This is a genomic window from Curtobacterium sp. MCBA15_009 (genome assembly GCF_001864895.1).
Lineage (GTDB): Bacteria > Actinomycetota > Actinomycetes > Actinomycetales > Microbacteriaceae > Curtobacterium.
The window spans coordinates 377872-393628 of sequence record NZ_MJGO01000037.1 but is presented as its reverse complement, the minus strand read 5'-3'; the positions used below and the strand labels follow the sequence as shown (position 1 = coordinate 393628).

The following is a 15757-nucleotide window of genomic DNA, read 5'->3' as shown; positions in this document are numbered from 1 at the left end:
TTGGCACCGCAGGATGATTTCGTCTGGTCACCCGTAGGTGTCGCGGGGGCCGCGCCCCTGGACCGTCCTGGGACCGCGTTTCCAGGTGGGGGCGTCCGGCCCCGAAACCCGGATCGACTCGACCCCGGCCTCCGGGTGCCGCTCGGCGATCGTCGTCGTGACCGACGCGCGCATGAGTCGGAGCTGCGTCGCCCACGCGGTCGAGTCGCAGCGGATGACGAGCGCGCCGTCGTCGATCGTCACCGGGGTGGAGTGCTTCGCGAGCTCGTCACCCACGACGCTCGGCCAGTCCACGAAGAGCTCCGAGCGGGCGAGCGGCTCCGTCCAGCCGAGCTCCTGCGCGAGCGAGCCGACGATGTCGCCGAGGCCCCTCGGCTCGCGACCCCGCCCGTACGGCACGGTGTCCGCGTCGAACTCGCGCGCCCGCCGCCGACGGGCGTCGGTGCCGCGCTTCGACGGGTCGCCGAACACGGCACGGAGGTGCCGGTAGACCCGTGCGGGCTCGGTCGGCTTCCAGGGGCGGGGCATCAGGAGCCGGTCCTCGGTGCGGCCGTGTCCGGGGTCGGGGTCGGGGTCGGGCCGGCGGTGCCGGCCGCGTCCGGCGTGCCGGCCGCATCCGCGGTCGGGGTCGGGTTTGCATCCGAGGTCGAGGTCGCGGTCGGGATCGCGTCCGCGGTGCTGGCCGCATCCGCGGTCGGGGTCGTCGCGTCGGTCGCGTCCGCCGTCGGGGTCGCGTCGTGCTCCGGACGGGAGGCTCGACCCGCGTCCGCCTCGTCGGTCACGATCGTGCCCGCCTCGATGCGCACCGTGTGCGCCGCCAACTGGCCGGGCACGTCACCGAAGACGGCGGCCGTGATGAGCACCTGCTCGTAGTCGGCGACCGCGTTCCCCAGCCGTTCCCGCCGCGACTCGTCGAGTTCGGCGAAGACGTCGTCGAGGATGATGATCGGGTCGCCCAGGCTCGACTCGGCCCGCAGGATCGAGGCACTCGCCAGCTGGATGGCGAGCGCGAACGACCACGACTCTCCGTGACTGGCGTACCCGCGGGCTGGTAACCCGTTCAACTGGAAGAGCACGTCGTCCCGGTGGGGTCCGACAAGGGTGAGCCCGCGGTCGAGTTCGTCCCGCCGCCGCCGCTCGAGCGCAGCCGCGAACGCCTCAGCCGCAGCCGGGACGGACACCGGCTCGTCGGGCGTCCCGAGCACCGGGTCGGTGGCGGCCGCCGACTCGGGGTCCCCGCCGCGGATCGACAGCACGCCCGCGATCGACGCGTCGTGGTGCTCGCCCGCGACGGTCGCGTAGGCCTCGGCCACGAAGGGCGCGAGCCGCCGTGTCAGGTGGTCGCGCGCCGCGACGATCTCGGCGCCGAGCCCGACCAAGCGGTCGTCCCACACGTCGAGCGTCGACAGTGCGTTCGCCTTAGCGCCCGTCGCCCGGGCCGACTTGAGCAGCGTGTTCCGCTGCCGCAACGTGCGGTCGTAGTCCGCGAGCACGCCCTGCATCCGCGGGGCGATCTGCCCCAGCAGCTCGTCGAGCATCCGTCGGCGACCGGCCGGTTCCCCACGCACGAGTGCGAGGTCCTCCGGGGCGAAGAGCACGCTCGTGCAGTAGCGCGGCAGCTCACGCGGCTTGATCGCCGACCGGTTCACCTGGGCACGGTTCGCGCCGGTGCGGTTGATCTGCACCTCGGCCAGGATGCTGCGCTCCTCGTGCGCGAGCCGCGCGCGGACGATCGCCGCGTCGCAGCCCTGTCGCACGAGTGCCGCGTCGGTGGGGACGCGGTGCGAACCGAGGGTGGAGAGGTACCCGATCGCCTCGACCAGGTTGGTCTTGCCCTGTCCGTTCCGCCCGACGAACAGGTTCGGCCCGCGTGCGAGGTCGACGTCCGCCTCCCGGTAGTTCCGGAAGTCGGTCAGTTGGAGGTGGTCGACGTGCACGCGGGCCGAGGCCGGGTTTCCCCGGGAAGTCCTAGGACTTCTTGACGGCGTGACCGCCGAACTGGTTGCGGAGCGCCGCGACGGCCTTCATCGTCGGGGACTGGCTGCCCTGACGCGAGACGAAGCGGGCGAACATCGCCGCGGACAGCGCCGGCATCGGGACGGCGAGCTCGATCGCCTCTTCGAGGGTCCAGCGACCCTCGCCCGAGTCGTCGACGTAGCCCTCGAGCTCGTCGAGCTTCGGGTCCTCGTTGATCGCGAGCACGAGCAGGTCGAGCAGCCAGGACCGGACGACCGTGCCGCGCTGCCACCCGGCGAAGACCGCGGGGACGTCGTGGACGATGTCCTTGGCCTCGAGGAGCTCGTAGCCCTCGCCGTACGCCTGCATGATCGCGTACTCGATGCCGTTGTGGACCATCTTCGCGTAGTGACCCGCGCCGACGCCGCCGGCGTGCGAGAAGCCCTCTTCGCGGGGACCCTCGGGACGGAGTGCGTCGAAGACCGGCATCGCGAACTCGACGTCCTCGACGGCGCCACCGACCATGAGGCCGTAGCCGTTGTCCTTGCCCCAGACGCCACCGGAGACGCCGGCGTCCATGTAGCGGATGCCCTTGGCGTCGAGCTGCTTGGCGTGCACCTCGTCGTCGAGCCACTTCGAGTTGCCGCCGTCGATGACGAGGTCGCCCTCGCTGAGGACCTCGGCGAGGTCGGAGATCACGTCGTCGGTGATCTTGCCGTGCGGGACCATGACCCACACGAGCTTCTTGCCCTCGGGCAGCGCCGCGGCGAGTGCGCCGAGGTCGGCGACGTCGGAGACGGCGGGGTTGGCGTCGTAACCGGTGACCTCGATCCCAGCGTTGCGGAGACGGGCACGCATGTTGTTGCCCATGCGACCAAGGCCGACAAGACCGATGTGCATGATTTCCTCTTCTGTTCGTCGTCGCGCTGATGCAGCGGGGAGCGCGTCAGCGCAGTGTTCGGCTGTTGCGCTTACCGCAGCAGGAGATTGGGCTGCAGCAGGTACCGGTAACCGTCGGTCGCTGCGGCCTCTTGCGAAGTCTGGCCGGTGATGAGCACCGGGCCCGGCTTGTTGGGGTTCTCCGTCTTGGTGAAGGAGATGCGGACGAACTCGGAGTGCACCGCGTTCAGTCCGTCCAGGAGGAACGCGGGCTTCAACGAGACCACCGTTTCCTCTCCGGTCAGCAACGCACTGATCGACTCTGACGCCTGCGCTTGTTCGGATCCGATCGCCTCGAGCGTGAGCCCGTCGACCGAGAAGGAGAACCGGAGGGCGGCTTCGCGCTCCAGGACGAGGGAGACCCGTCGGACGGCCTCGACCAGTTCCGCGGTGTTGATCACCGCGTGGTCGTTGACGGTCTCCGGGAAGAGCCGGCGGACCGGCGGGTAGTTGCCCTTGATGAGCAACGACGTCACGGTCTTGTCGTCGGCGTGGAACGCGATGAGCTCGCGGTCGGAGCTGCCCGAGATCGACACCGACACCGTGGACGCCGAGCCGAAGGTGCGGCCGACCTCCTGCAGGGTGCGCGCCGGGACGAGCGCGTGCAGCGGGTCGGAGCCGACGCGGCCGGAGTCCCAGGCGATGGTGCGGACCGCGACGCGGTAGCGGTCGGTGGCGATGAGCGACAGGTCGTTGTCGCCGACCTCGAGCTGCACACCGGTGATGACCGGGGTGACGTCGTCGCGGCTCGCGGCGACGGCCACCTGCGAGACGGCCTCGGAGAACGCGTCGCCCGGGATGACACCGGTCTGCGGACCGATCTCCGGCAGGGTCGGGTACTCCTCGACCGGCATGGACAGGAGCGTGAAGTGCGCGGAGCCGCAGGTGACCGAGATCTTCGAGTCCTCGGTGGTGAACGACACCGGGGCGTTCGGCAGTCGGCTCGCGATGTCGTTCAGCAGGCGACCCGAGACCAGGACCGTCCCCGGGTCGTCGATCTGCGCCGAGATCGAGGTCTGCGCCGAGACCTCGTAGTCGAACGACGAGAGCGTGAGTCGGTCGCCGTCCGCGTGGATGAGGACACCCGAGAGGATCGGGAGGGTCGTGCGCTGTGGGAGGAGCTTCACCGCGAAGGAGACGGCTTCGGAGAAGACGTCCCGGTTGACCTCGAACTTCACAGCTGGAACCCCTGTCGATCGGCTTGGACTGTCCGGCCGCCCCATTGTGGCACAGGCGGACGGAGCCCGGATTTCTTGTCATCCCGCCGTCCACAAGGTTGTCCCGCGGAGATGGATCGTTAACCAGGAGTAATGGTGTTAACGCCTGTGCACACTGTGGATAACCCTGTGCATGCCGCGCTGCCGTTGGGAACTACACGGTTGTGACTTGTTGACGGCCTGTGAGCGCTGTCTGGATGACGAAATCTCGTCTATCCACTTCCATCCCCAGTTTCCACAAGTGCCCCCTCAGCTGTGAACAACCGGGCGGCGTGTCCTCCACAGTTATCCACAGGCTTTCCACACTGTGAAGAGTCCGGCCACTGGAACCGTCTCAGATGGTGGACGGGGCCGCGACGGGGCCGATCTCAGCGGTACCGGCGGTCCTGCTTGATGCGGCTCGTGAGCTCGGTGACCTGGTTGTAGATCGACCGTCGCTCCTTCATGAGCTCGGTGATCTTCTTGTTCGCGTACATCACCGTCGTGTGGTCTCGGTTGCCGAACAGCTGTCCGATCTTCGGCAGCGACAGGCTCGTGAGCTCTCGGCAGAGGTACATTGCGATCTGTCGCGCGGTGGCGATCGCTTGCGACCGCGAGGAGCCGTAGAGGTCGTCGACGGAGAGCTTGAAGTACTCCGCGGTGTGGTTGATGATGTCCGTCGGCGCGACGACGTTGTCCTCGTCGAGGGTGATGAGGTCCTTGAGGACGGTCTGCACGAGGGCCATGTCGACGGCCGTCCGGTTCAGGCTCGCGAACGCCGTGACGCGGATGAGCGTGCCCTCGAGCTCGCGGATGTTGCTCGACACCTTCGAGGCCATGAACTCGAGGATGTCGTCGGGCACCTGCAGGTGGTCGGACTGCGCCTTCTTGCGGAGGATCGCGATGCGGGTCTCGAGCTCGGGTGCCTGCACGTCGGTGATGAGGCCCCACTCGAACCGCGAACGCATGCGGTCCTCGAAGCCGGTCAGGTGCTTCGGCGCGACGTCGGACGTGATGACGACCTGCTTGTTGTGGTCGTGCAGCGTGTTGAACGTGTGGAAGAAGGCCTCCTGCGTGGAGTCCTTCCCCTGCAGGAACTGGATGTCGTCGATGAGCAGGATGTCGATGTCGCGGTACCGCTGCTGGAACTGGTTCGAGCGGTTGTTCGCGATCGAGTTGATGAAGTCGTTCGTGAACTCCTCGCTCGACACGTACCGGACGCGGATCCCCGGGTAGAGGCTCTCGGCGTAGTGACCGATGGCGTGGAGCAGGTGGGTCTTGCCGAGACCGGAGTCGCCGTAGATGAAGAGCGGGTTGTAGGCCTTCGCCGGCGCCTCGGCCACCGCGACCGCTGCGGCGTGGGCGAACCGGTTCGACGAGCCGATGACGAAGTTGTCGAAGTTGTACTTCGGGTTGAGGCGGGACTCCGGTCGTCCGCTCGTCCCCGGGGAGTCGATCTGGCTCGGCACGAACGGCGCTTCGATGTACTGGCGCGGGGCGGCGCTCTGCTCGACGATCTCCTGCACGGGCTCGGCGTACTCCGGCACGTTCGGGTCGACGCGGGGCTCGGAGGCCATGTCCGGGTTCACCGTGATCGCGAAGTTCGCGACCGAGTCGTCGCCGATGCGGGTCACGGCCTCGGTGATCGGGATCCGGATGCGCTGCTCGAGCATGCCGCGGGTGAGGTCGTTCGGCACCTCGAGGTAGAGGGTGCCGGCGAGGACGCCCTTCGGCTCGACGAGGTTGAGGAAGCCGTGCAGCTGCGGCGTGATGCGGGGGTCCTCGGCGAGGAGTCCGAGTACGGATGACCAGAGGTCCTCGACGGGGTCGGCCGGCATCGTCATGCGCGCTCGTCTCCAGGTGTCGTGTCGTGCGGTCGCCGCCGGACGGTGGTGCGGCAGCGGGTCGGACAGGCCGAGGCACCGGGGCGGTCCGCGCCGGATCAGGGTCGACGCGGGCGGGTCGTCTGCGGCTCCGCGGGCTTCGTCGGCGCCTCGTTCCACCGTGGTTCCCAACAGGGTTGTCCACAGCGTTGTCCACGAGCGTCCCGCGTCGCGCGACAGGAGTACTTCCCTGTCGTACCGGGGCACGGAGCCGATCGATCACCCCACTGTAAAGGACCGGACCGACGTGCACCGAACGGAAGTTGTCCCCAATGTGGAGAATCGTGGTCGGCCACCCGTCCGTCGGAGGGGTCGCCGGCGGGGTTTGACCTGGTCGCCGCTGTCACGTACCGTTAACCAGTTGACTGCGGCCTCTTGGTCGCGCCCATCTGCGTCGTTCGACACCCGGACGGCTACACATACGTGACGGCTCGCCGCGAGCAGCCGTGTGGAGAACATCATGAGCAAGCGCACCTTCCAGCCGAACAACCGCCGCCGCGCCAAGAAGCACGGCTTCCGCCTCCGCATGCGGACGCGTGCCGGCCGTGCCATCCTGTCGGCGCGTCGCGCCAAGGGCCGCACCGAGCTCTCGGCCTGATCAGGCTCACCGCCTGATCCGGTCATCGGTCTGACCCCGGCGTCGCAGTGTTGGCCAGCGCCAACCGCGTCGTGCGCGGGGACGACTACCGGAACGTCGTGCGTCGTGGTCGCAAGAGCGCCACGGCGCACGTCGTCGTATCCGTCGTCCGTCAGCCCGGGGATCGATCCGCGCCGACGCGGTTCGGGTTCATCGTCGCGAAGACCGTGGGCAACGCCGTGACCCGGAACCTGGTCAGGCGACGGCTCAAGGCCATCGCGCACGACCTGCTCGTCGAGCACCCCGAGGGGTACGACGTGGTGGTCCGTGCACTGCCAGCCGCATCGCAGGCCGGATGGCCTACCCTGCTCGAAGACGTCACGCGCTCCTTCGCGCGCGGGGTGGAGAAGGCAGCATGAACCGCACTCTGTGGACCCGGCTGGCCTGGGTCGTCGCGTTGCTCCCACGCAACGCGTGCGTCGTCGTGCTCCGGGCGTACCGCGCGGCGATCTCGCCGCTCTACGGGAACGTCTGCCGCTACCACCCGTCGTGCTCGCGGTACGCCCTCGAGGCGATCCAGCAGTACGGCGTCGTCCGCGGATCGGCCATGGGCGCCTGGCGAATCGCCCGCTGCAACCCCTGGGCTGCTGGTGGCATCGACGACGTCACGGAACGTCGTCACCCGTTCGTCGTCAACCGGTTCGGGTTCGTCCTCGCGCCGATCCCGCAGCAGCCGCACCCCGCGGTCGGAACGGCCCGGCCGGTCCTGCTCCCCCAGCGCACTCGAAAGGCGTAGCCGTCCCCATGGACATCATCGGAACGATCCTCTGGCCGCTCAAATGGGTGGTCTCCGCCATCCTCGTCGGCTTCCACTGGATCTTCGAGAACCTCGGCATGGATCCCGGAGCGGGCATCACCTGGGTGCTCTCCATCATCTTCCTGACGTTCGTGGTCCGCGCCGCGCTCATCCCGATCTTCGTGAAGCAGATCAAGTCGCAGCGTCGCATGCTCGAGGTCGCGCCGCAGCTCAAGAAGATCCAGGACAAGTACAAGGGCAAGAAGGACCAGTTCTCGCGTGAGGCCATGAGCCGCGAGACCATGGCGCTGTACAAGGAGACCGGGACGAACCCGCTGAGCTCCTGCCTGCCGTTGCTGCTGCAGATGCCGATCTTCTTCTCGCTGTACTCGGTGTTGCACGAGGCGCAGATCAACAAGACCGGCATCGGCCTGCTGACGAACGACCTCGCGGCCTCCTTCGGCAACGCGGCGCTGTTCGGGGCTCCCCTGCACGAGACGTTCACGAACGCCTCCGGCTGGGAGGTCCGCGCGATCGCCGGCTTCATGATCGTCGTGATGACGGCCTCGCAGTTCGTCACCCAGCTGCAGCTCGTCGCCAAGAACATGTCCCCGGAGACCAAGGAGTCTCCGATGTACCGCCAGCAGAAGATGATGCTGTACATCCTCCCGCTGGTCTTCGTCATCTCGGGCCTGAGCTTCCCCCTCGGCGTCATGTTCTACTGGCTCGCCTCGAACATCTGGACGATGGCGCAGCAGTACTTCGTCATCCGCAGCATGCCGACGCCGGGCTCCGAGGCCGCCCTCGCCCGCGAGGCACGTCTGGCCAAGAAGGCCCAGCGTCGCGGTGTCGCCACCCCGGTGCTCGCCGAGGCCGGCGCCGGCGCCGGTGCGGCCGAGGTCGAGGCCGTGCGCGTCACCACCCAGCGTCAGCAGCCGGTCGGCAAGCAGCGCTCGAAGAAGAACGGGAAGAAGTAAGTGACCGAGCAGGACACCGCCGCAGCCGTCGACACCCCCGAGTCCGAGGACGCGCGTGACGAGGCTGACATCGCCGCGGACTACATCGAGGAACTGCTCGACATCTGCGACCTCGACGGCGACATCGAGATCGAGGAACGTGCCGGTCGGGTCTACCTGTCCGTGACGGACGACGGCGAGGCCCTGCGGGTGCTCTCGAAGCCGGACACCGTGACCGCCCTGCAGGAGCTCACGCGCATCGCGGTGCAGGCCGAGACCGGCGAGTTCAGTCGGCTCATCCTGGACGTCGGTGGCTCGCGGGACGCCCGCGCCGGCGAACTCCAGCGGCTCGTCGACACCGCGGTCGAGCGGATCGAGGCCGGCTCGTCGTCGGCGGCACTGCCCCCGATGTCCTCGTACGAGCGCAAGCTCGTGCACGACTTGGTCGCCGAGAAGGGCTTCCACTCGGAGTCCGAGGGTGAGGGTCGGGACCGCCACACGGTCGTCACCCGATGACCGATCCGGACACCACGACCGAGGACGCACTCGCGGTCGAGGCCGAGCCGGCGGCGGCGGTCACCCTCTTCGGTGCACGGATCGACCTCGCGCGGTCGTTCACTGCGGAACTCGCTCGTCGTGGCGAGGAGCTCGGGCTGATCGGCCCTCGTGAGTTGCCGCAACTGTGGACACGACACATCCTCAACTCTGCGCTCTTGGCACCCCTTCTGGAGGCCCGTGGCCGGGTCGCCGACGTCGGCTCCGGCGCTGGGCTCCCCGGCCTCGTGCTCGCCATCGCCCGGCCGGATGTCTCCTTCACGCTCATCGAGCCGATGGAGCGCCGTGTCGATTGGCTGACGAGCGAAGCTGCTCGTCTGGGCCTGGAGAACGTGACGGTGCTGCGCGCACGCGCTGAAGACGTCGCTGACGACGTGGTGGTCGACCAGGTCACCGCACGTGCCGTGAGCGCCCTGTCGAAGCTCATTCCCCTGACGGTGCCGCTCGTCCGCTCGGGTGGACAGCTCATCCTGATGAAGGGTGCGCGGGTCGACGACGAGATCGAGAAGGCCCGCAAGGTGATCCTCCGCAAGCGACTCTCCGACGTTGAGGTCCTCGAGCTCGGGGAGGGCGTGGTCGACGAGACCACCCGCGTCTTCCGGGCTACAGTTGACTGACGCTGCGGATCGGGTCGGGACCACCGACCGCCGGCGGCTCCGCGTTTCACGTGAAACACCGAACCGGGGAAGAGGCACTCGTTGAGTTCATCGACCGACTACGACGCGTCGACACCGCTCGCACGCGAGATCGCCGACCTGAACCGTCGTCGACGGGCCATCGCCACCCAGCAGTTCCCGCTGCCGGCCGAGACGCGGATCATCACCGTCTCGAACCAGAAGGGTGGCGTCGGCAAGACGACCACCACGGTCAACCTGGCGGCAGCGCTGGCACACGGTGGCGCCCGCGTCTTGGTCATCGACCTCGACCCGCAGGGCAATGCGTCGACGGCGCTCGGGGTGGACCACCAAGCCGAGGTCGCGAGCATCTACGACGTCATCGTCGATGAGGCGTCGATGGCTGACACAGTGCAGGCCTCCCCCGAGTCGGACACGTTGTGGTGCGTCCCGGCGACCATCCACCTCGCAGGCGCCGAGATCGAGCTGGTGTCCCTCGTCGCACGCGAGCAGCGGCTGCGCACTGCGCTCGACCTGTACCTGCAGTCGCTCGACGAGCCGTACCACTACGTCTTCATCGACTGCCCGCCGTCGCTCGGGTTGCTGACGATCAACGCGTTCGTCGCCGCGCAAGAGGTCCTCATCCCCATCCAGTGCGAGTACTACGCACTCGAGGGGCTCAGCCAGCTGCTGCGGAACATCGAACTGATCGAGCGGCACCTCAACCCGAAGCTCAGGGTCTCGACCATCCTGCTGACCATGTACGACGGCCGAACGAACCTGGCGAACCAGGTGGCCAACGACGTCCGTGAGCACTTCGGGAGCCAGGTGCTCACCGCCATGATCCCGCGGTCCGTCCGCGTGAGTGAAGCGCCGAGCTACGGACAGAGTGTCGTCGCGTACGACGTGAATTCGTCGGGATCGCTGTCCTACCTGGAAGCAGCAGCCGAGATCGCAGCACGAGGAGCGCAGAACTGATGGCACCGAAGCGAACCGGACTGGGCCGAGGCATCGGCGCGCTCATCCCGACGGCGAACGAGCAGCAGGACCGACCGGTCGACGTGTTCTTCCCGACCGGAGGATCGCCGTCCTCCGCACCGACCGCCGACGACCTGGTGGCCGTGCCCGGGGCTCGCCTGGCGAACCTCAACCCCCTCGACGTGATCCCGAACGCGCAGCAGCCGCGCAAGGAGTTCCGTGAGGAAGAACTCCAGGAGCTCGTCCACTCCATTCGGGAGATCGGCGTCCTGCAGCCGATCGTGGTTCGGCCGATCGCCGGCGCCTCCGGGACCGAACCCCAGTACGAGCTCATCATGGGCGAGCGTCGACTGCGAGCCACCAAGGAGCTCGGCCTCAGCACGATCCCGGCCATCGTCAAGGACACTCCCGACGACGCGATGCTCCGGGACGCGTTGCTCGAGAACCTGCACCGTGCGCAGCTCAACCCCCTCGAGGAGGCGTCCGCCTACCAGCAGCTGCTCGCCGACTTCGGCATCACCCAGGAGCAGCTGGGCCAGCGCATCGGCCGATCGCGGCCGCAGATCACGAACACGATCCGCCTGCTCCGCCTCCCCTCCCCCGTGCAGCGGCGCGTGGCGGCCGGTGTGCTCTCCGCCGGCCACGCCCGTGCCATCCTCGCGGCGCCCGACGCAGAGGCGATGGAGTACCTGGCGGAGAAGATCGTCAACGAGGACCTGTCGGTACGCGCCGCGGAGGCCATCGCCCAGCAGCTCTCGTCGAAGACGCCGCCGAAGGCCGCTCCGCAGCCGAGCAAGCGCCAGGCGCACTTCAACGACCTCGCTGACCGACTGGGCGACCGCCTCAACACCCGGGTGAAGATCGCGGTGGGCGCTCGGAAGAGCTCGGTCTCCATCGAGTTCGCGAACGGCGACGACCTCAACCGCATCCTCGGCGAGCTCGGTATCGAGGACGTCGCGGGCTGACGTCCCGCCGCAATCCGCAGCTATGGCATCTGTACGGCGCTGTGCGTCCGTCTGAGGGCCGATCGGCGGTGCGGTGTCCACGGATCCGGGTGACGGTCTGTTGCGTCCTGCGTGAGCCCGCTACGGCCCATCGAGCACCTCCGTCGTCTCGAGCCCGATACGGCGGGCCGCGTTTCACGTGGAACATCGGCCCACGGCCGGATGCGGCGGTCCTGGGCCACCATCTGCCCGATCCTGCCGATGTGCTGCCGACCGCTGCGACCTGCAGATCGAGCGAAGTCGCCTGTACCTCGGGGCATCAGGAGCGGCCTGCCCTCGACCCACATGGTCTGCTGCACGCCGCCATGATGGTGTTCGGGCAAGGTATTCGGGCCGGGGCGTGCGAATGGCTGTGGTGTAGCTCAGAATCGGCCCTGCTCCGAGTTGCCGCTCCACACCGACCCACGGGATGGAAGGAACGCGTGCGCGGCGCTGGACGATGCCCGCGGTACGAGGAGGAGCTCGTCGCCGAGGTCCTCCCGTCGAGGCAGCGCAATCGATGTTGGGGCGGCGCTTCGGTCCGTTCGGTCCTCGCTCGGCGTGGCCCGTGCGCGTTCTCCCCGGCGCTCGGGATCGGCACCTCGGCCGGCGAACTGGTGCGGCGGTTGTCCGTTGGAGAGGGAGTGCGGTGCAAGCGGACGAACCTGCCGCATCGCGGGTCAGCGTCGTACGCGGCGCCACGTGATCGATCTGGTGACGTGCGGGTTCGGGATACGGGCTGACGCGGAGGCAGCCAGCTCGCTCTGCGTCGGTGTCGCGGGTGGCGAGTGTTACGGGCAGATCGAGGCCAGGGTGGCGATGCCTCCTGTCACGCTGGTCGCGCAGGCCGGGTCGAGCGTGCTGCCCGCGGACCAATGCGACGACGTTCTCCGTGAGAGCCCACGACCGACGCCGGAGAGTCCAACGCGAACACGGCACGCAGCGAGTCGCGACCGCTGACGCCGAGGGAGGTACGCGCAGTGACGCCATGGAGTCCGTTCGAGCGAAGGTGACCCAGTCCAGCGACTCAGTCCGTGGTACCGCGTCGTGAACGTTGTCCCATGTTGAACGACTTTCGGCCCCGATCGACATCGGGTCGTCCCGCCTGAGGGAGCGCTCGATGGAGTCGCAGGAGCGCCGCCTAGGCGACCGGTCCGCGCACCGCTCCGCCGCTGCGGAGGATGGGGGCAACGTCGCCTCTGCGGACCATCGAGCAGTGCGATCGCTGTCCGAGCCCGCCACCAGCCCGCGGCGTCAATACGACGACGGCGATTGCCGAACCCGAGGACGACGACGAGTCGACACCAACCCGCCTCCGTCCACGGGAGTCGTGCAGCCGGACGATCGGCCCTCCGGTGCGCGGCTCCGCACGTGGCCAATGTCACCAAGTAGACGGCTGCCGGGGCAGCAGCACGGGATGTTCCACGTGGAACGTGTCGAAGACCCGGGTTCGGGACGCCTCAGGCGTGGTGGTCCCGGATGGCCTGCTCCGCGAGCTCGGCGTACGTCCACCCGAGGTCGAAGCCGGACGCCGACAGGGCCTGCGGCAGCAACGACGTTTCGGTGAGGCCCGGCAGCACGTTGGCCTCGAGGAACCAGGGCGTACCGGCAGCGTCGATGATGAGGTCGACGCGCGAGAGGTGACGGAGGCCGAGCGCCGCGTGGGCAGCGACAGCGGCCTCGGCAGCCGCTCCCGCGAAGGACTCGGACAGGCGCGCGGGCGTGTAAAAGGTCGTCTCCCCCGCGTTGTACCGCGCCTCGAAGCCGTAGATGCCGTTCCGGGGAACGATCTCGACGGCGGCGAGCGGAACCGGCCCGTCGCCGGTGTCGATGATGCCGACCGCGACCTCGGTGCCCCGAATGAGCTGCTCGACGACGACGTCGTCGCAGTACGTGTAGGCGGTCACCATGGCTCGCGGCAGGTCCTTGACGTCCTCGACGAGGGTGACGCCCTGGGCGCTCCCGCCCCGGGCCGGCTTCACCGCGAGGGGCACCGGGTGTTCGGCAGCGATCGCCTCGAGGACGCCGACGGCGCCGAGTTCGCGGAACACGTCGTGGGACAGCGTCACAGATCGTGGAGTGCGGACGCCCGCCCGCGCGACCAGCGCGGAGGCGGTGGGCTTGTCCCAGGCGAGGCGAGCGGACGTGGAACGTGAGCCGACGAACGGGATGTCCACGGCCTCCAGGATGCCCCGCAGGGCGCCGTCCTCACCGGAGGCGCCGTGCAGCGCCGGCCACACGACGTCCGGGCGGGACTCGGTGAGGGCCGGTAGGAGCATCGCGTCGGCGTCGCGCAGGTCGACCTGCCAGCCGTACCCGGTGAGTGAGTCCGCGACACGACGGCCGGAGCGGAGGGAGACGTCTCGCTCGTGCGAGATGCCGCCGGCGACGACGACGACGTGACGGCGGGTGAGCTCGGCCATGCTGGGTCCTCAGGTGTGGAGCGGAGTGCGCTGTAGCGCGGAAAGCGCTGGTCAGGAAATGTTCGGCGGCGGAGCACTGACCGACGACGACTCACGCGTGACGGCGTTCGGCCGGGTCGCGGGGCCGAAGGTCTCGATGAGCTCGAGCTCGTCGTTCACGACGTTGGCGAGGCGCTTCACGCCGACGCGGATCTGTTCCGGCGTCGGGTAGCAGAACGACAGGCGGATGTGTCCGCCGCCCCGACCGTCGGCGTAGAACGCGGTGCCGGGCGTGTAGGCGACGAGCTCCTTCACGGCGCGGGGCAGCATGCCCTTCGAGTCGAGCGACTCGGGCAGCGTCAGCCAGACGAAGAACCCGCCGTTCGGCTTCGTCCAGGACAGGTCCGGCAGGAACTCCCCCAGGGCGGACAACATCGCGTCGCGGCGCTCGGCGTAGAGCCCGCGGAACGTGTCCACCTGGCCCTTCCAGTCCGCGGCGTCGAGGTAGGCGTTCACGACGTACTGGCCGAACGAGTTGGGCGCGAGCACGGCGGACTCGTTGGCGAGCACGAGCTTCTCGCGGATGGCGTGTGGTGCGAGTGCCCAGCCGACACGGAAGCCCGGCGCGAGGGTCTTCGAGAAGGAACCCAGGTAGACGACGCCCTCTTCGTCGATCGACCGGATCGCCTGCGGCGCGGGCTCGTCGAACCAGAGCAGCCCGTACGGGTTGTCCTCGAGCACGAGGATGTTGTTCGACCGGCAGATGTCGAGCACCTCGATGCGGCGCTCACGGCTCATCGTGACGCCGGCCGGGTTGTGGAAGTTCGGGATCGTGTAGAGGAACTTGATCCGCTTGCCCTGCGTCCGCAGGGCCGCGATGGCCTCGCGCAGGGCCTGCGGGACGAGGCCGAGCTCGTCGGTGGCGACGTGCACGGTCTCCGCCTGGTACGACCGGAAGACCCCGATGGCGCCGACGTACGAGGGTGACTCGGCGAGCACGACGTCGCCCGGGTCGATGAAGAGCCGGGTGACGAGGTCGAGCGCGTGCTGCGACCCGGTGGTGACGACGACGTCCTCGGCGCTCGCGCGGATGCCCTCGAGGCTCATGACGTCGACGATGTGCTCGCGCAGGGATCGCAGACCCTGGCCGCCGCCGTACTGCAGCGCCATGGCGGCGTCCTCGTTCATGACACGCTCCAGGGAGCCCGTGACGAGCTCTCTGGGGAGCGCGGAGACGTACGGCATGCCCCCGGCCAGGGAGACCACTTCCGGGCGCGAGGCGACGGCGAACAGGGCTCGGACCTCGGAGGCGCTCAGCCCGGCGGTGCGCTGGGCGTAGGAGTCGTACCAGGGGTCGAGGCTGTTGCCGTTCGTCATCGAGTGCTCCGTTCAGTGGGACATTCCCGCCACACTACGACATCGACCTCCGGAAGCCGGGCTGCGGGGTGGGGCCGATCGGGAACGAGTGGCATGCACGACGCCCCCCGTCACCGTGTCGGTGGCGGGGGGCGTCGGGTGGATCGGGGTGACCTACGCGAGGAACTCGGCGAGGTCGGCCTCGAGCGCGGGCTTCGGCTTGGCGCCGATGACGGTCTTGACGACCTCGCCGCCCTTGAACACCTTCATCGCGGGGATCGAGGTGATCTGGTAGTTCATGGCCGACTGGGGGTTGTCGTCCACGTTCAGCTTGACGATCTCGATCTTGCCGGCGTGCTCTTCGGCGATCTGGTCGAGGATCGGCGAGACGGCGCGGCACGGGCCACACCACTCGGCCCAGAAGTCGACGAGGATCGTCTTGTCGGACTGCAGGACCTCGTCCGAGAAGGTGGCGTCGGTGACAGCCTTGGCGTTGGACATGGGTGTCCTTTCGTGTGGAGTCGGTACAGGGTGTGCAACCGACCGGCGGGCTCCGGCATTCCGGG

Annotated in this window: 15 protein-coding genes and 1 pseudogene; 8 read left to right on the top strand and 8 right to left on the bottom strand. The window is 68.6% G+C overall.

The genetic code is table 11. The annotated features are described in order from the left end of the window. Positions 1–27 precede the first annotated feature (27 nt). The 5 genes and pseudogenes from BIU97_RS10220 to dnaA form a co-directional block, all read right to left on the bottom strand. Positions 28–528: a DUF721 domain-containing protein gene (locus tag BIU97_RS10220; RefSeq protein WP_071258631.1), complete on the bottom strand. Its 501-nt coding sequence runs from the start codon at positions 526–528 to the stop codon at positions 28–30. 245 nt (positions 529–773) lie between these two features. Beyond that, positions 774–1937: pseudogene (gene recF / locus BIU97_RS10215) on the bottom strand (DNA replication/repair protein RecF); the annotation flags it as partial. Between the two features lie 31 nt (positions 1938–1968). Further along, positions 1969–2856 (bottom strand): phosphogluconate dehydrogenase (NAD(+)-dependent, decarboxylating), encoded by an 888-nt coding sequence (gene gnd / locus BIU97_RS10210; RefSeq protein ID WP_083404738.1) that lies wholly within the window; start codon positions 2854–2856, stop codon positions 1969–1971. Positions 2857–2927: 71 nt separating this feature from the next. Then, entirely contained in the window at positions 2928–4073 is a 1146-nt protein-coding gene (gene dnaN / locus BIU97_RS10205; protein WP_071258641.1) for a DNA polymerase III subunit beta, read from the bottom strand. A gap of 407 nt (positions 4074–4480) precedes the next feature. Further along, positions 4481–5935, bottom strand: coding sequence for a chromosomal replication initiator protein DnaA (gene dnaA, locus BIU97_RS10200; RefSeq protein WP_071260312.1), 1455 nt, complete (start codon positions 5933–5935; stop codon positions 4481–4483). A 499-nt stretch (positions 5936–6434) separates the two neighbouring features. On the opposite strand from dnaA, the gene rpmH reads away from it, so the two are divergent. The 8 genes from rpmH (at position 6435) to BIU97_RS10160 (ending at position 11415) form a co-directional block, all read left to right on the top strand. Next, a complete protein-coding gene (rpmH, locus tag BIU97_RS10195; protein ID WP_022889115.1) occupies positions 6435–6572 on the top strand; it encodes a 50S ribosomal protein L34 in 138 nt (45 codons plus the stop codon). A 47-nt stretch (positions 6573–6619) separates the two neighbouring features. Further along, positions 6620–6970: a ribonuclease P protein component gene (gene rnpA, locus BIU97_RS10190; RefSeq protein WP_071258653.1), complete on the top strand. Its 351-nt coding sequence runs from the start codon at positions 6620–6622 to the stop codon at positions 6968–6970. Then, positions 6967–7347 (top strand): membrane protein insertion efficiency factor YidD, encoded by a 381-nt coding sequence (gene yidD / locus BIU97_RS10185; RefSeq protein ID WP_071258658.1) that lies wholly within the window; start codon positions 6967–6969, stop codon positions 7345–7347. Before rnpA ends, yidD begins: the two co-directional genes overlap by 4 nt. An 8-nt stretch (positions 7348–7355) precedes the next feature. Beyond that, positions 7356–8324 (top strand): membrane protein insertase YidC, encoded by a 969-nt coding sequence (gene yidC, locus BIU97_RS10180; protein ID WP_071258661.1) that lies wholly within the window; start codon positions 7356–7358, stop codon positions 8322–8324. Beyond that, positions 8325–8819 carry a Jag family protein gene (locus BIU97_RS10175; protein ID WP_071297565.1) on the top strand — a complete coding sequence of 165 codons (495 nt, stop codon included), beginning with the start codon at positions 8325–8327 and terminating at the stop codon, positions 8817–8819. Continuing rightward, positions 8816–9475, top strand: a complete 660-nt coding sequence (gene rsmG / locus BIU97_RS10170; protein ID WP_071297564.1) for a 16S rRNA (guanine(527)-N(7))-methyltransferase RsmG — start codon at positions 8816–8818, stop codon at positions 9473–9475. Before BIU97_RS10175 ends, rsmG begins: the two co-directional genes overlap by 4 nt. A gap of 81 nt (positions 9476–9556) precedes the next feature. Then, on the top strand, positions 9557–10450 hold the full coding sequence (locus BIU97_RS10165) for a ParA family protein (protein ID WP_071258677.1): 894 nt from the start codon (positions 9557–9559) through the stop codon (positions 10448–10450). Beyond that, entirely contained in the window at positions 10450–11415 is a 966-nt protein-coding gene (locus BIU97_RS10160; RefSeq protein WP_071297563.1) for a ParB/RepB/Spo0J family partition protein, read from the top strand. The genes BIU97_RS10165 and BIU97_RS10160 overlap by 1 nt, the downstream gene beginning before the upstream one ends. Positions 11416–12893: 1478 nt before the next feature. Here BIU97_RS10160 and BIU97_RS10155 read toward each other — a convergent pair. The 3 genes from BIU97_RS10155 to trxA form a co-directional block, all read right to left on the bottom strand. Beyond that, the gene (locus tag BIU97_RS10155; protein ID WP_071297562.1) at positions 12894–13856 is read right to left on the bottom strand and encodes a D-alanine--D-alanine ligase family protein; all 963 of its coding nucleotides are present in this window, start codon (positions 13854–13856) and stop codon (positions 12894–12896) included. Positions 13857–13907: 51 nt separating this feature from the next. After that, positions 13908–15212 carry an aminotransferase-like domain-containing protein gene (locus tag BIU97_RS10150; RefSeq protein WP_071297561.1) on the bottom strand — a complete coding sequence of 435 codons (1305 nt, stop codon included), beginning with the start codon at positions 15210–15212 and terminating at the stop codon, positions 13908–13910. A gap of 153 nt (positions 15213–15365) precedes the next feature. Beyond that, positions 15366–15692, bottom strand: coding sequence for a thioredoxin (gene trxA, locus BIU97_RS10145; protein ID WP_071258698.1), 327 nt, complete (start codon positions 15690–15692; stop codon positions 15366–15368). Positions 15693–15757: the final 65 nt, after the last annotated feature.

Coding starts and splice junctions, on each gene's coding strand:
- dnaA (WP_071260312.1), bottom strand. CDS start 5,935: ATGACGATGCCGGCCGACCCCGTCGAGGACCTCTGGTCATCCGTACTC.
- trxA (WP_071258698.1), bottom strand. CDS start 15,692: ATGTCCAACGCCAAGGCTGTCACCGACGCCACCTTCTCGGACGAGGTC.
- rsmG (WP_071297564.1), top strand. CDS start 8,816: ATGACCGATCCGGACACCACGACCGAGGACGCACTCGCGGTCGAGGCC.
- yidD (WP_071258658.1), top strand. CDS start 6,967: ATGAACCGCACTCTGTGGACCCGGCTGGCCTGGGTCGTCGCGTTGCTC.
- BIU97_RS10150 (WP_071297561.1), bottom strand. CDS start 15,212: ATGACGAACGGCAACAGCCTCGACCCCTGGTACGACTCCTACGCCCAG.
- rpmH (WP_022889115.1), top strand. CDS start 6,435: ATGAGCAAGCGCACCTTCCAGCCGAACAACCGCCGCCGCGCCAAGAAG.
- BIU97_RS10160 (WP_071297563.1), top strand. CDS start 10,450: ATGGCACCGAAGCGAACCGGACTGGGCCGAGGCATCGGCGCGCTCATC.
- yidC (WP_071258661.1), top strand. CDS start 7,356: ATGGACATCATCGGAACGATCCTCTGGCCGCTCAAATGGGTGGTCTCC.
- BIU97_RS10220 (WP_071258631.1), bottom strand. CDS start 528: ATGCCCCGCCCCTGGAAGCCGACCGAGCCCGCACGGGTCTACCGGCAC.
- BIU97_RS10155 (WP_071297562.1), bottom strand. CDS start 13,856: ATGGCCGAGCTCACCCGCCGTCACGTCGTCGTCGTCGCCGGCGGCATC.
- gnd (WP_083404738.1), bottom strand. CDS start 2,856: ATGCACATCGGTCTTGTCGGCCTTGGTCGCATGGGCAACAACATGCGT.